We start from the raw sequence: 15,402 nt of genomic DNA on the forward strand, positions 1-15,402 counted from the left end.
TCTTAAATTTTAACGGTTTTTATTTGCTTTTTGTCATAGAATGCGAAGCGGGTGCAATAGTGTGCATGCATATCATGCACATTAGCCTATTTAAGTTGACTTTGTTCGACTAAAAATATTATGTTAGTTCCTGTTAAATTCAATCCATATCTTGTCATTTCATCATCTACAATTTGTGGCGTTTGCCCTTGCCCGTGTCCACCAAGTTTATTTCTTATTGTCGGAATTCCACTTTCAAGAAGGTTTTGCAAAGAAGTAAATTGATTTTGAGTAAATGTTGGAACTAATCCATTTTGAAAGCAAACTTGTATTAATTTCTTTGCAGTATCAGTTTGATTAAATGTCCAACCTTTTTCCTTACAAATTATTTTCATTGTACTTTCAAATGCTTTTAGACATTCTGTTAAACACTCTTTGTTTCTGCCGTGTCGGTAATGTTCATGAGCTTTTAAATATTCTTCATTTGCACCTGAAAATTTTCTGCTTGCAAGAAGAGAAATTGTAGGTTTGGCTACTTCAGCATGAATATAAGTTGAGTCAATTCGAATAATTTCACTTGCAGTAAAAGAATAACCGATTCCATTCTCTTTAAATCGTTCATTAAGTTCAGAAATGGCATCATCAGGTTTAATTTTATAATTGGTGTTGTAGCTATATTTTTGATAGTTTGGTTTTATTATTTTATCAATGTATTTAAAAGTTAGCTCTATAACATCTAAAACTTCCTCGGTGTTATTTGTTTGTAGTAAGAAATTTAAAACTTGTTCAAAGGGAGTTTCTCTATAACTATCCTCTATGAGCTGAAACAGACCATATTCTCTACAGAGAGTATTGTAAATAAATTCATAAGCTTGTCCGGCTTGGTCATCATGATATTCTTTACGTTGTCCTATACAATCTCGAATTATGTGGACAATCTGTACTCTTAAATTTTGAGGTATATTGTCATAAGTATATATATCGGGTATCTCTCCTCTTAATCGTTTTTGTCTTTTTGAAAAAAGGTCAAATATTGCCATAAAATTAATGTTAATATTGTGTCTAACTATGTAGTTTACGCATTGTCTTGATAATGACAACAGATATTGCGCAATGCTATTTTGATTTTAGCTATCTATTTGTCAATCATTAAATTTAAAATATAAATATACTATTTCCTTATGGAAAACCATAATTTAAACAAAAAACCGCCCTATAAAAATAGAACGGTTTTAATTTATATTGTTTTAGCGTCATGCTACTACATCATTCCCGGCATTCCACCACCCATTGGCATAGCTGGTTCATCTTTTTTCACTTCAGTGATTACACATTCAGTTGTCAATAGCATTCCAGAAACAGAAGCTGCATTTTCAAGGGCAACTCTTGTTACTTTCGTAGGGTCGATGATCCCTGCTTCAAGCATGTTTACATACTCGTCAGTTTTAGCGTTGTAACCGAAATCTCCAGTTCCTTCAGCAACTTTAGCAACGATTACAGAACCTTCACCTCCTGCGTTAGCAACGATTTGTCTCAATGGCTCTTCGATCGCTCTTTTTACGATTTTAATACCTGTAGTTTCGTCAGAATTAATTCCTGTAAGGTTTTCTAAAGCTGTGATCGCTCTTACCAAAGCAACACCACCACCTGCAACGATACCTTCTTCAACTGCTGCTCTTGTAGCGTGAAGTGCATCATCAACTCTGTCTTTTTTCTCTTTCATTTCAACTTCAGAAGCTGCACCTACGTAAAGTACGGCAACACCACCAGCTAATTTAGCCAGTCTCTCCTGTAGTTTTTCTCTGTCGTAGTCAGAAGTAGTCGTTTCCATCTGAGCTTTGATCTGAGCAACTCTTCCTTTGATTTTGCTTTCTTCACCACCACCGTTTACAACTGTTGTGTTGTCTTTGTCGATGGTTACTTTTTCAGCAGTTCCCAACATATCAATGGTAATGTTTTCCATTGTGAAACCTTGCTCTTCAGAGATTACTGTTCCACCAGTAAGGATTGCGATATCTTCTAGCATTGCTTTTCTTCTGTCACCAAATCCTGGAGCTTTTACAGCAGCAATTTTAAGAGAACCTCTCAATTTGTTTACCACTAAAGTTGCCAAAGCTTCACCTTCAACTTCTTCAGAAACAATTAATAAAGATTTACCACCTTGAGCGATTGGCTCAAGAACCGGAAGCAATTCTTTCATTGAAGAGATTTTTTTCTCCACTAAAAGGATGTATGGATTTTCAAGTTCAGCTAACATTTTCTCAGGGTTTGTCACGAAATATGGCGACTGGTAACCTCTGTCGAACTGCATCCCTTCTACAACGTCAACCGTTGTATCGATACCTTTAGCTTCTTCTACTGTGATCACTCCTTCTTTACCAACTTTTCCGAAAGCTTCAGCGATCAATGCACCAATAGTTTCGTCGTTGTTGGCAGAAACAGAAGCAACTTGCTTCACTTTATCTGTAGAATCTCCAACAGCCTGAGATTGAGTTTTTAAGTTTTCAACAACTGCAGTTACTGCTTTGTCGATTCCTCTTTTTAGATCCATTGGGTTTGCACCTGCAGCTACGTTTTTAAGACCTTCTCTTACGATAGCCTGTGCCAAAACAGTAGCGGTAGTAGTACCGTCTCCTGCAATATCATTGGTTTTGGAAGCCACTTCTTTTACCATTTGCGCTCCCATATTTTCTACTCTGTCTTCAAGTTCGATTTCTTTTGCTACAGAAACACCGTCTTTAGTAACGTGAGGTGCACCGAAAGATTTTTCGATCACTACGTTTCTACCTTTTGGTCCTAAAGTTACTTTTACTGCATTAGCCAATGCATCAACCCCTCTTTTTAGAGCGTCTCTTGACTCGATATCGAATTTTATTTCTTTTGCCATTTTATTTAGATGTTAGATGTTAGACGTCAGATGTTAGACGCCAAGCATTATTTGAAAATTTATTTTGTATTCAGTTTTAAGTCTGAAATCTGATGTCTTGTATCTGGAATCTTATCCAATAATTCCTAAAAGATCTCCTTCCTTAACGATTAAGAAATCTTTACCGTCTAATTTTAATTCAGAACCTGAATATTTTCCGTAAAGAACTTTGTCACCTACCTGTACAGTTGTAGGCTCATCTTTTTTACCAGGACCTACTGCTACTACAGTACCTTCTTGAGGTTTCTCTTTTGCAGTGTCTGGAATAATAATACCTGAAGCTGTTTTAGTTTCTGCAGCGATCGGCTCGATCAAAACTCTGTCTGCTAATGGTTTAAAGTTTACTGACATAATATATTTTATTTTTTAATTATTTCTGTGTTGGAAGTCTCTAATTGTATGCCAAGAAGAGGTTTTTAAAATTTTGGCAGACTTTTGAAATGTTAATGTGAAATTTTGGCAGAAAAAAAGTTCATTGGTTACAATGAACTTTAGTAAGTCTTTATTTACACGATTGATCATAATCTTGTAACAGCTTCTTGTACATATTTGTGTACAATTCTGTTTTATATTTCATATTTATTCTTGAGGCTTCTGCTCCTTTTTTCCCTTTTATCAGAGCTTTTCTTTCAATGTCAGATTCTTTTTTGTTTTCTTTAAAAGTTTTATTAGAGAAATATTCATTCTTTCTGGCTTCATCTACTTTTTTCAGAAACTCGGGGCAGTCTGCCCCCACAATTTCGTAGGCTTTATAGAACTTTTTGTAAAGTTTCTTCATATTAAACAAATCCAAAGGACTCAAAGAGCTGTAATCTACTGGTGCTACTGCAACAGTTTCGTTGGGTTTGCTTATGTAAATCATCACATACATCAATTGGCAGTTGTCTTCGTTCCCATTAAATCCAGCTGCGTTATTGCTTCCAAAATCAGCTTTACAAACCATACTTCTGTAGCCGTAAAGATTAATTTCTCCTTTTTCCATCAAAGGTAACATCAAAACTCTTCCTTCAGATTCTAGTTCTAGATTGTTATCTATTTCTTTAACAATTCGTTTGTCGAGCTGAAATTTTTCCTGAGTATCTTCATTGGTATAAATCAAACTTTTAATATCCGAAACAGGAATGAGCTGTACGGCTGTATCATTTTTTGAAGATTTAAATTTTACCTCTTTTCTATGTAAATTGGCACTTTTTTCCGAGCTTTTACCAATATATGAGAAAGTAGCAACATCAGGAAGCATAAAATCTTGTGCAAATCCGATTTTTGTTGACCCGTCTTCCATAAGAATTTCTATGGGCAAAAAATCTCTTTTTCCAGTATAAAACTGTAAAGATTGCGCAAAATAAAATTGTGCTGATGCGATAAGCAACAGAAGAATACTGAGTTTTTTCATATAAAATGACTAGTTTTTATTTTTAAATACTGAAATCCAAATCTTAGAAAAATAGTAAGGTTTAATTTTTCTTTCCTGCAGCCTGCATTGGGTTGACCTTTCCATTGGCACCTCCTCTCACGGTTGCGTTTTGTTTTTCTTTGAAAACATGGAATTTTGAAGTCTCAGAAGAGCTTCCGTCATTGCTCCAGAAATTGTTTGAAGTATCAATGTCTGCCGTTTCTCTCATTGGATCCAGCTGAATTGATTTTATTTTTTTATCAAAATAAAACGTCTTCGAAACTTTCTTCTCATTGTGTCTCCAGATTTGAGCTGAAGATCGATCTCTTAATTTTGAACCGTCTTCAAAGGTAAACTCAAGAATAACAGGCATTACCAAACCTCCTTTGTTTACAAAATCAATTTGATAAGCATTGATGTTTTTAAGCTTTTCTTGTTCTTTTTTGTCTAAAGCTATATTTCCTTCTGTTTTTAAAGTGTATTCTTTATTGGTATCTACTTTTTCCTGACCACGATCATAACGGTAATAAAAATCCTGCAAATCTTTATCTTTTTCTACTGCAAAATTGATAGTTTTATCTTCTTTATTTCTGATTTTTGAAATGTCTTCAAAAGAATTTTGCAGAGGTTCTTCTACTTTGTACTTAGTTTCGTTAGCTTCTTTTACATTGCTGAAATCCGGACTTGCGATGGTTACTTTATCAATCGCAATATCTACAGGATCTGTTCCGTAAAACCAACCTCTCCAAAACCAATCAAGATCTTCACCACTTGCATCTTCCATGGTTCTGAAAAAATCTGCAGGTTCAGGATGTTTGAACGCCCATCTTTTAGAATAGGTTTTAAAAGCTTTGTCAAAAAGCTCTCTTCCCATAATGGTTTCACGAAGGATATTTAATCCTGTTGCAGGTTTTGAATACGCATTGGGTCCAAACTGAATAATGTTTTCAGAATTACTCATAATTGGCTCCAACTGATCTTTCGGAAGCTTCATGTAATCAACAATCGTCCAAGCCGGACCACGTTTTGAAGGGAATTTATTATCCCATTTTTCTTCAGTTAAATATTCTGTAAAGGTATTTAAGCCTTCATCCATCCAGCTCCATTGTCTTTCGTCTGAATTGATAATCATCGGGAAAAAGTTGTGTCCAACTTCATGAATAATTACGCCAATCATTCCGTTTTTAGTACCTTCAGAATAAGTTCCGTCTTTTTCTGTTCTTCCAAAGTTGAAACAGATCATCGGATATTCCATTCCATTTGAAGCTTCTACAGACTGCGCTACAGGATAAGGATATGGAATTGTAAATTCTGAATACGTTTTAATGGTATGAGCAACGGCTTTTGTGGAATATTTTCTATAAAGACCATAAGCTTCTTTTGGGTAGAAACTCATCGCCATTACTTTGTTGTTGTTTTCAGGAATGGTAACGCCCATTGCATCCCAAACAAATTTTCTTGAAGAGGTCCAGGCAAAATCTCTTACGTCTTTTGCTTCAAAAACCCATGTTTTTCTTTGTTTTGAATGATTTTTTTCTGCTTTTTTAGCTTCGTCCAAAGTCACAATTTCTACTGGCTCAGCTGAAGTTTGAGACTTTTTATATCTTGATAATTGTTCTGATGATAAAACTTGTTCGTAATTTTTACATTCTCCGGTTCCGCCAATAATGTGATCGGCAGGAACGTTCATCGAAACTTTATAATTTCCAAAAACTAAAGCAAATTCACCTCTTCCTGTGAACTGATGATTCTGCCATCCGTGAAAATCGCTGTACACACACATTCTTGGAAACCATTGCGTGATGGTGTACAGATCATTTCCATCTTCTGCGAAATTTTCGTAACCGCCACGACCGCCCATTTTTATTCTGTTCGGAATATTGTAATTCCAATCAACTTTAAAAATGAATTTTTCACCTTTTTTCAAAACTTTAGGCAGATCAATACGCATCATCGTTTTGTTGACGGTATATTTCAAAGGATTTCCTGAAGCATCGGTTACTTTTTCCAGATTTACACCGTAACCATTATCTTTTACCGGAAGCTCAGAAGTCTTTAATTGCTGATCATTCAAAGATTTTGGAAGAGTAGAAGAGAACTGATAATCTGCTTTATTTAATGTTGATTGCTGGTTTTCATCCAATTGAAGCCAAATGTAATCTAAATCGTCGGGCGAATTATTATGATAAGTAACCGTTTCTGAACCTTTCAGATTTCTTTTATCTTCATCAAGATATGCGGTGATGTCGTAATCTGCCCTGTTTTGCCAATAAGCCTGCCCGGGAGCTCCGGAAGCTGTTCTATAAACATTTGGTGTAGGAAGAATGGTTCCTAATTGTTCAAATCTGTTTCCGTGATTGCTTCCCGGATTGTTTTGAATATTTTGAGCTGAAACACCTAAATATAGAAATACAGAAAGTGCTGTTACTTTTAGTTGCATGGATAATGGATTTAAGAATTATCAAATATAATAATAAGTAGCTGAAAATTTAGAAATGTTGCAAATTTAAAAAGGAATTCTCTCTAAAGTCATTTTTAAAGACAATGCAAAAACTCCCGATGATATAAAAAGTATCCAGTCTTTTTTGTTGACTTTAAAAAGGTTTAATAAAATAAATAACAAGACCAATATTGCAATCACAATAACGATTTGCCCAACTTCCAGACCAATATTAAAACCTAAAAGCGGGATGGCAATGCTCTGGCTTTTGGCAATCATTACTCTTGCAGTATTGGCAAATCCTAACCCGTGAATGAGCCCGAAAAATAAGGCTAAATAATAATTTGTTTTATTCTGAGTCTGCTTTTTATTTTTCATTACAATATTTCCGGCAGCTGTTAAAACAATCGTCAACGGAATCAAAAATTCAACCCAATCTGAAGGCAGTCTTACCACATCAAGAATGCTTAAAGCCAATGTTATAGAATGTCCGATGGTAAATGCAGTTACCAGAATCAGAATTTTTTTCCAGTCTTTGGCGGAATAAACTGCGATTAATGCTAAAACAAAAAGCTGATGATCAAGCGCATCTAATGAAATAATATGTTCCCAACCGAGTTTTAAATAAAATAAAAAGTCCTGCATTTTCCGATATTTTTTTTGAAATGCGATGATACAAAATTTATTTTAACTTTGTATAAAATTGAAGTGATGAACCTTACAATAGAAATAGAAAATAAAGAAGATTATCCTTTTATAAAGAAACTTTTGGAGAGTCTGAAAGGTGTAAAAATCATTGAAAACAAATATGAAATAATTGAAGGTGTTCCTGCCCATGTTTTCGAAGAAATTGAAAAATATGGCGAATCTTTAAAAGAAGAAGATTTAATTTCAAAAAAAGATTTCTTTAAATTAATTGATGAGGAAATATGCAAGTTGAATTCTCAGAAATAGCAAGAAAAACTTTATCTGAAAACATTCAATTCCTAAGAAAGCTATGGACAAATCGTGAAATAGTAATCTTTCTTGAAGATGTAAAAAAGCTTACAAATGATTTGGAGGATGGAAAATATCTGCAATTTCAAAAATCAACCCGAAATACAAGAAGTGTTCTGATTGGCAAAAAGCATGTAAGAATGTTTTTCCGAAAAGAAAATGAAACTAAAGTTGTTATTTTACTATTCTTCGATATGAGACAAAATCCACAAAAAATTCTAGATTTATTAAAATGAAAAAAGCATTTTTCTTTTTCACTATTCTTTTTATTCTATTTTCTTTCACTAAAGTAAAACATCCTTATCACGTTGGTTCGGTAGAAATCAACTACAATTCAAAATCAAAAACTTTTGAGGTTACCGGAAGGTTTTTCTTAGATGATTTAGAAAATGGTCTTAACAAAAAATATGGCAAACCTTTTCATTTTAATGATGTAAAATATAAAGCCCAAATCAATGAAGCTTTAAAAAACTATAGTTCAGAATATTTTAAACTCAAAACAGATAATGAGTTTTTAAAAATCAATTACATCGGCTATGAAGAAGACAGCGAATCTGTGAATATTTACTTGGAATCTGAAAAAGTGGAAAACCCTAAAAAAATAGAAGCTGCGGTAAGTTTTCTTTACAATTTATTTGATGACCAGATTAATTTGGTTCATATCATCGTCAATGGTAACCGCAAAAGTGAAAAGTTGACATATCCGAATCGATATTTATTTCAACAGTTTTAAAATTTATTTTTGAAGTTGCAACAATGCATTTTCTGCTTTTGCATGAGCTAAAAGATCTGGAAAAAAATCGTCATAGCATTTCTGCAAGACTTTTTTATTATCTAAAAAAGCCTGAAAAACCGGAATGTCTTTATCTAAATATTTAGCTTTATTCAAAACATTCTGAATACTGAATTTAATGCCCCAATCTTCCCGATAGTTGAATAACCAGTCATCGTGTTCCATTTTTGCGAGCATTCTTTTGAAATTTTCTGAAAGAAACTGCTCATTTTCATTAAGAACTCTATAAACTTTCAGCGAATGTTCTTTCCAGCCTTTTAAAGAGTTGATACTGAAGTCGGTAGCCAGAAAATAATCCATTGAAACATCTACAAAAGCTCCTGCATAAAGCCTTACAAGCGGACTGAATACTTTTTTTGCTTCATGTATTGCAGGATGAGAATCGGTAAACGTGTCAATTGCACGATGAAGAGTAATGCCATCCTGAATGTCTTTCGGGAAAGAATAACGGTCTTTGTTTCTAATAAAATCTTCGAGAAACTGCCCGACAATTTGTCCGTCATTGAAAGTAAGAAAAGAGTGGGCGAGAAAGTTCATAAACGAATATAGAAATTTTTAAGCAAACTTTTGTCATTAAAATAATCGCTCATGAAAATCCTCAACTTTACTCACTTCTTCGATCTTGATCCCAAATTTTCTCTTCGGAATTTTATTTAAATTAGAGACAAAAATCTTCTCATAACCCAGTTTTTCAGCCTCGGTAATTCTTTGTTCGACTTGTGCAATAGGGCGTATTTCTCCACTCAAACCAATTTCGCCTGCAAAACAAAAATGTTCAGAAATAGCAATATCTTCATTCGAGGAAAGAATCGATGCAACAACAGCCAAATCTAAAGCAGGATCGTCGGTTTTTATTCCGCCTGTAATATTTAAGAAAACATCTTTTGCACCCAACTGAAAACCTGCTCTTTTTTCAAGAACAGCCAAAAGCATATTTAATCTTTTAGAATCAAAACCGGTGCAGCTTCTTTGCGGAGTTCCATAAACTGCAGTACTTACCAAAGCCTGAATTTCCAAAAGCATTGGTCGATTTCCTTCTAAAGTTACAGCAACAGAATTTCCGGAAAGCTCTTCAAATTTCTTTGTAATTAAAATTTCGGAAGGGTTTTTTATTTCTTTTAAACCTTGGGAAACCATTTCGTAGATTCCGATCTCTGCTGTTGAACCAAAACGGTTTTTATTGGCTCTTAATAATCTGAAAAGATGATTTCTGTCGCCGTCGAAATTCAAAACGACATCCACCATGTGTTCTAAGACTTTTGGTCCTGCAATTTGTCCGTCTTTTGTGATATGACCCACTAAAAATACGGGAACATTATTTTCTTTGGCATATTTAATAATCTCATTGGAGCATTCTCTAATCTGAGAAACGGTTCCGGGTGAACTTTCTATCAATTGAGATTGAAGTGTTTGAATAGAATCGATAATCACGAAATCCGGCTCTAATTTTTTAGCTTCATGAAGAATTTTTTCTAAAGACGTTTCGGTATACAAAAAGCAGTTCGGGTTTTTGACTTCGGCTAAACGATCGGCTCTCATTTTAATTTGAGATGCACTTTCTTCCCCGGAAACATAGAAAATTTTCTTCTTCATTTTTAAAGCAAGTTGAAGAAGCAGGGTCGATTTACCGATTCCGGGTTCACCACCGATTAAAGTAACAGATCCCAAGACAATTCCGCCTCCCAAAACACGATTCAATTCATCAGAAGGTGTTTTTATTCTCGGTTCTTCAACAGCCTCAACTTCAATGATGTTGATGACATGTTGTTTTGATTTTGAAAAAGGTGGGGTTTTTGAAGATGTTTTTTCTACAATTTCTTCTACCAAAGTATTCCATTCCAGACAGTTTTTACATTGCCCGGTCCATTGAGGGTATTGAGATCCGCAGTTTTGACAGAAATATGCTGTTTTAAGTTTTGCCATGCCGTAAAATTATGAAATATGCTTTAAATTTTTATCTTATCATAGATCAACATTCATTATAAATATACTCTCTATATTTGTCATTATAAATTTTAAAAAATGAAAAAAATACTATTAAGCTTTGCTTTTGCTTTGGTAAGCGCATTTACTTTTGCACAAACTGCCTGGAAAGTTGATCCTGCACACTCATCAATTAATTTCAATATTAAACACATGGGAATCAGTTTTGTGCAGGGAAGATTTGATAAGTTTCAAGGTGAGATAGATGCTCCTGGTGCTAATTTGGATAATGCCAGATTTGATTTTACTGTTTTTCCGGAAACAATCAATACGGGGGTTGAAGCTAGAGATAAACATCTGAAGAGTGCAGATTTTTTTGACGCAGAAAAATTTCCGGAAATGAAGTTTCAAGGGGCAACTGTATTACAAGGAAAAGATAAAAACTACACACTTAAAGGTAAATTAACAATCAAAGATGTTACAAAAGAGATCAGTATTCCTTTAACTTTTGGTGGTATTGCTAAAAACCAGCAAGGTAAAGAGATTGTAGGGTTGCAGGCAAAATTTACAGTAAATCGTTTAGATTATAATATTAAATATGATCCCACAGGAGCAGGTATTGCAAAAGATGTTGAGGTGAGTTTATTTTTAGAATTAAAGAAATAATAATTTCTATATATAATTTGGTTTAGGCGAAAGGTTTCTCAAAGTTTTTTTGGGAAACCTTTTCTTTTTAATACTGCACATTACAATTAAAATAAACTTAAATCAGAATTTAAAAGTGCAACAAAATTGCTTTGCGTTTCTTTTTGTCCTAACTTTGCACAAACCTAATCTAATGAGTAAAAAGAATACAAAGTACATCTTTGTGACAGGAGGTGTAACTTCATCTTTGGGAAAGGGAATCGTTTCTGCTTCTCTGGGACTTCTACTAAAATCACGCGGCTTTAATGTAACGATTCAAAAACTGGATCCTTATATTAATATCGACCCAGGAACATTAAACCCTTATGAACACGGAGAATGCTATGTAACCGAAGATGGTGCGGAGACGGATCTGGATTTAGGACACTATGAGCGTTATCTTGATGCGCCTACTTCTCAAAACAACAACGTTACAACAGGGAAAATCTACCAAACGGTTATCGAAAAAGAAAGAAAAGGAGACTTTCTTGGAAAAACTGTTCAGGTAATTCCTCACATTACAAACGAAATTAAACGTAGAATTAAAATTCTTTCTAAGCAGAACTACGATATCATTATTACTGAAATCGGTGGAACTGTGGGAGATATAGAATCTTTGCCTTACATTGAAACTGTACGTCAGTTGAAGTGGGAATTGGGTGAGAAAAATTCTATGGTGATTCACTTAACTTTACTGCCATATTTGGCTTCAAGTGGAGAATTAAAAACAAAACCTTCTCAGCATTCTGTTCGTCAATTGATGGAAAGCGGAATTATGGCCGATGTTTTGGTTTGCCGTACAGAGCATAAAATTCCTAAAGATCAGAGAGCAAAATTGGCTCAGTTCTGTAACGTTTCTTTAGATAACGTAATTGAATGTAAAGATTTGGAAACGATTTATGAAGTTCCAATGTACCTTCAAAAACAAAACTTTGATGATGTAGTTCTTAAAGAATTAGATCTAAAAAGCGATAAAAAAGCAGATCTGAAAGACTGGGAAACTTTCTTGAAGAAATTTAAAAATCCTAAGAAGACTGTAGAAATTGCTTTGGTAGGAAAATATGTTTCTCTTCAGGATTCTTATATTTCTATTGCTGAAGCTTTCAAACATGCAGGTGCAGATTTGGAAACCGAAGTAAAAGTAAGATGGGTTTACAGTGGTGATTTAACGAAAGAAAATATTAAGGAAACCTTAGATGGAGTTTCTGGTATTTTGGTTGCTCCAGGTTTTGGCGACAGAGGAATTGAAGGAAAAGTTCTTACCGCTCAATATGCAAGAGAAAATAAAGTTCCTATGTTGGGAATCTGTTTAGGAATGCAGATCATGACTGTGGAGTTTGCAAGAAATGTTTTAGGATATTCTAAAGCTAACTCAATGGAGTTTGATACTTCTACAGAACATCCTGTAATTTCTTTAATGGAAGAGCAGAAAAATGTAGTTGATAAAGGAGGTACAATGCGCCTTGGAGCTTGGAAATGTTCTTTGAAAAATGGTTCAAAATTAAACGAAATTTACGGAGCGAAAAATATTTCTGAAAGACACCGCCACCGTTATGAATTCAACAGTGATTATATCGGTGAATTTGAGAAAAACGGCTTCCTAGCAACAGGTACAAACCCAGAAACAGGTTTGGTAGAAGCATTAGAAATGCCGAATCATCCATTCTATGTTGGGGTACAGTATCACCCGGAATATAAGAGTACGGTTGCAACGCCGCATCCTTTATTCAGAGCTTTCATTAAAGCGTGTTCAGCTAAATAAAGTAATTTTAAAATTACAAACGTCATATATAAACTCAGACTGATTATTCTCAGCCTGAGTTTATTATATAGTAACACATTATAGTATAGAGTTTTGATAAAAAAACAGTATTTTTGTCGACTCTAAAATGTATAACATTTTGATATACATTTTAAATGAAAAATTTGAACAACAAAAGAAACAAAAGCTTTTAGTCTAAAAAAACTTGGAGTATTTCACTTTTTAGTAAATAAAAGTTCTCAAAATAAGAAAATCAAAGATTTTCAAAAACTTTAATGTTCTTTTAAAAGAATTGAGAAGCTTTAGAAGAATTATTAAAAAACTTTTGTGCCTTTTGTGGTTAATTAAAGAAAAAAATATTTAAAAATTTTAATAAAAATAAAATGCAACAGAACAACGGACTCGATAAAAGTCAGATTATTAGTTTTGCGGTTTTATGTTTGGTTCTTTTCGGATTCATGTTTTATTTCCAAAGGAATAGCGCTGAAGAAGAAAAACTGAAAGCTGAACAACAGAAAACAGAACAGGCAAAAACTCCGGTAAAACAAACTCCAGCAGCTGATATCAATCCCAATGTAACCCCGAATGCGATTCAGGTTTCCAATTTAGCAAACAACGAACTGAAACTTGAGTTTTCAAGTTTGGGAGGTCAGGTTTCAAAAGTTGAGCTTTTAAAATACAAAGCCTACGATCACAAAACCGATAAAGCTGATCTTCCGCTTAATCTGATTACAAAAAATAACTCGAGTTACGGTTTTCAGTTCAAAGATAAGTCTGGAAAAACTGTTAATACCAAAGATTTGGTGTTCTCTCCGGTTGTTAACGGTAATACTGTTACTTTAACGGCAAACTACAACGGTGCAGCCATTCAGTTTATTTATACTTTAAATAATAATCCTAAAGCAGAACTTAAAGATCAATATACTTTAGATTTTAAAGTAAGAACTCAAGGTTTGGCGAATGTAACTTCTGATAACAAAGCAGATTTTATCTGGGATTACCAAGTGAGAAACTTAGAAAAGGGTAGAGCTCAGGAACAATCTCACTCTGAATTCTCTTATGCTTTCAATAATTATAAAGATTATGATTATGACGGCAGAACAACAATGGATGAAGAAAAAGAAACGCTTAACTGGATTGGTGTAAAACAGCAGTTTTTCTCTTCTGTAATTGAATCTAAAACAGGTTTCACGCACAGCAAAGGAAATCAGGAAACAATCGAAGAAGGCGAATATTTGAAAAAATTGAACTTCGAAGGTTTTGTTGCCATGAACGGGGGCGAATTTAATCAGGACTTTACATGGTACTTTATGCCATTGGATTTACCATTATTAAAATCTTACGATAAAAACTTTGACGAAATTCTTCCATTAGGATGGTCTTTCATTGGAGCAATGAACCGTTATTTCTTCATGTGGTTATATAGTATTATCGCTGGATGGGGAATATCTGCAGGTTGGGTAATTTTCCTAATGACAATTATTGTGAAATTGATCTTGTCACCAATTATGTACAAACAGCATAAATTGAGTGCAATGATGAAAGTAATTCGTCCTGAAATTGATGAAGCTAACGCAAAATTCAAGGATGCAGATCCGATGAAAAAGCAACAGGCAACAATGGAAATTTACAGAAAAGCAGGCGTAAATCAAATGGCGGGATGTCTTCCGGCGTTGGTACAGATTCCGATTTTTTATGCCTTATTCAGATTCTTCCCGAACTTTATCGACTTGAGAGGACAAGGGTTCTGGTTTGCAAAAGATCTTACAGCGTATGATGATTTGATTAAATTACCATTTAAAATTCCATTCTTGGGAGATCATTTAAGTGTTTTTGCATTAGCTTGTACGGTTGTAATTTTAATTTATACCGTAATGACTTCAGGAAATATGCAGCAACCACAACAGGAAGGAATGCCGAATATGAAAGTGATTATGTATATTTTCCCGATCACATTCTTATTCTTCCTGAATACTTCTGCATCTGGTTTATCTTGGTATTATTTTGTATCGAACGCGATTAACATTTTGATTATCCTCGTTATTAAATATGTAATTCTGGATGAAAAGAAAATTCATGCCCAAATTCAGGCCAATAAAGAAAAGCCAAAAGCTGAAGGTAAATTCCAAAAGCGAATGAGAGAAATGATGGAAAAGGCTCAGGAAGCACAGAAAGCGCAAGAGCAAACAAAAGGAAAGAAAAAATAACTTATTATAACAAAAAGAGAAGCAATTTATTGCTTCTCTTTTTTATTTAGAAATATTTTAAATTAAGAAGGTGCTTATTTCTTTAATGATAATTCAACAATGATTTATCCCTAATCATATTTCAAACGGAAAGACTGTCGATGGTATTTTGTGATACCGTGCTTTATCAGGGCTTCCTGATGTTTTTTTGTGGCGTAACCAAAGTTGGTATTCCATCCATACTCTGGATGTTCTTCGTGGAGTTCTATCATTAATTTATCTTTGATATTAAGAGCCTGTTTAAAAAAGTAATAATAAAA

At 34.0% G+C, this 15,402-nt stretch carries 14 protein-coding genes and 1 pseudogene; 6 read left to right on the forward strand and 9 right to left on the reverse strand.

Features of this window, described 5'->3' with window-relative positions; all coding sequences use genetic code 11:
• Positions 1-86 precede the first annotated feature (86 nt).
• From OEW74_RS18765 to OEW74_RS18790, 6 genes are all read right to left on the reverse strand, one after another.
• Complete coding sequence (locus tag OEW74_RS18765; RefSeq protein WP_265429924.1) at positions 87-1,019, reverse strand: STM4504/CBY_0614 family protein; 933 nt, start codon at positions 1,017-1,019, stop codon at positions 87-89.
• 221 nt (positions 1,020-1,240) lie between these two features.
• Entirely contained in the window at positions 1,241-2,866 is a 1,626-nt protein-coding gene (groL, locus tag OEW74_RS18770) for a chaperonin GroEL (RefSeq protein ID WP_265429925.1), read from the reverse strand.
• A gap of 111 nt (positions 2,867-2,977) precedes the next feature.
• Positions 2,978-3,256 (reverse strand): co-chaperone GroES, encoded by a 279-nt coding sequence (locus OEW74_RS18775; RefSeq protein WP_050377279.1) that lies wholly within the window; start codon positions 3,254-3,256, stop codon positions 2,978-2,980.
• Between the two features lie 151 nt (positions 3,257-3,407).
• On the reverse strand, positions 3,408-4,298 hold the full coding sequence (locus OEW74_RS18780) for a hypothetical protein (RefSeq protein WP_265429926.1): 891 nt from the start codon (positions 4,296-4,298) through the stop codon (positions 3,408-3,410).
• Positions 4,299-4,359: 61 nt separating this feature from the next.
• Positions 4,360-6,738: a M1 family metallopeptidase gene (locus OEW74_RS18785; protein WP_265429927.1), complete on the reverse strand. Its 2,379-nt coding sequence runs from the start codon at positions 6,736-6,738 to the stop codon at positions 4,360-4,362.
• 66 nt (positions 6,739-6,804) lie between these two features.
• Positions 6,805-7,383, reverse strand: a complete 579-nt coding sequence (locus tag OEW74_RS18790) for a HupE/UreJ family protein (RefSeq protein ID WP_265429928.1) — start codon at positions 7,381-7,383, stop codon at positions 6,805-6,807.
• A gap of 66 nt (positions 7,384-7,449) precedes the next feature.
• Between OEW74_RS18790 and OEW74_RS18795 the strand changes: the two genes are divergently transcribed.
• From OEW74_RS18795 to OEW74_RS18805, 3 genes are read left to right on the forward strand one after another with little or no spacing between them, the layout of a single operon-like run.
• Complete coding sequence (locus tag OEW74_RS18795; protein WP_265429929.1) at positions 7,450-7,692, forward strand: hypothetical protein; 243 nt, start codon at positions 7,450-7,452, stop codon at positions 7,690-7,692.
• Complete coding sequence (locus tag OEW74_RS18800) at positions 7,668-7,970, forward strand: hypothetical protein (RefSeq protein ID WP_265429930.1); 303 nt, start codon at positions 7,668-7,670, stop codon at positions 7,968-7,970. Before OEW74_RS18795 ends, OEW74_RS18800 begins: the two co-directional genes overlap by 25 nt.
• Complete coding sequence (locus OEW74_RS18805; protein WP_265429931.1) at positions 7,967-8,467, forward strand: DUF6702 family protein; 501 nt, start codon at positions 7,967-7,969, stop codon at positions 8,465-8,467. Before OEW74_RS18800 ends, OEW74_RS18805 begins: the two co-directional genes overlap by 4 nt.
• Positions 8,468-8,470: 3 nt before the next feature.
• On the opposite strand, the gene OEW74_RS18810 is transcribed toward OEW74_RS18805, so the two are convergent.
• Both OEW74_RS18810 and radA read right to left on the reverse strand, forming a co-directional pair.
• Positions 8,471-9,064: an ACP phosphodiesterase gene (locus OEW74_RS18810; RefSeq protein WP_265429932.1), complete on the reverse strand. Its 594-nt coding sequence runs from the start codon at positions 9,062-9,064 to the stop codon at positions 8,471-8,473.
• A gap of 36 nt (positions 9,065-9,100) precedes the next feature.
• Complete coding sequence (gene radA / locus OEW74_RS18815) at positions 9,101-10,450, reverse strand: DNA repair protein RadA (RefSeq protein ID WP_265429933.1); 1,350 nt, start codon at positions 10,448-10,450, stop codon at positions 9,101-9,103.
• A 99-nt stretch (positions 10,451-10,549) separates the two neighbouring features.
• Between radA and OEW74_RS18820 the strand changes: the two genes are divergently transcribed.
• The 3 genes from OEW74_RS18820 (at position 10,550) to yidC (ending at position 15,103) form a co-directional block, all read left to right on the forward strand.
• Positions 10,550-11,116 (forward strand): YceI family protein, encoded by a 567-nt coding sequence (locus OEW74_RS18820; RefSeq protein WP_265429934.1) that lies wholly within the window; start codon positions 10,550-10,552, stop codon positions 11,114-11,116.
• A gap of 172 nt (positions 11,117-11,288) precedes the next feature.
• Positions 11,289-12,896 (forward strand): CTP synthase, encoded by a 1,608-nt coding sequence (locus tag OEW74_RS18825; protein WP_265429935.1) that lies wholly within the window; start codon positions 11,289-11,291, stop codon positions 12,894-12,896.
• Between the two features lie 383 nt (positions 12,897-13,279).
• Positions 13,280-15,103: a membrane protein insertase YidC gene (gene yidC, locus OEW74_RS18830; protein WP_265429936.1), complete on the forward strand. Its 1,824-nt coding sequence runs from the start codon at positions 13,280-13,282 to the stop codon at positions 15,101-15,103.
• Between the two features lie 110 nt (positions 15,104-15,213).
• Here yidC and OEW74_RS18835 read toward each other — a convergent pair.
• Positions 15,214-15,402: pseudogene (locus OEW74_RS18835) on the reverse strand (hypothetical protein); the annotation flags it as partial.

Source organism: Chryseobacterium sp. YIM B08800 (assembly GCF_026163565.1).
GTDB lineage: Bacteria > Bacteroidota > Bacteroidia > Flavobacteriales > Weeksellaceae > Chryseobacterium.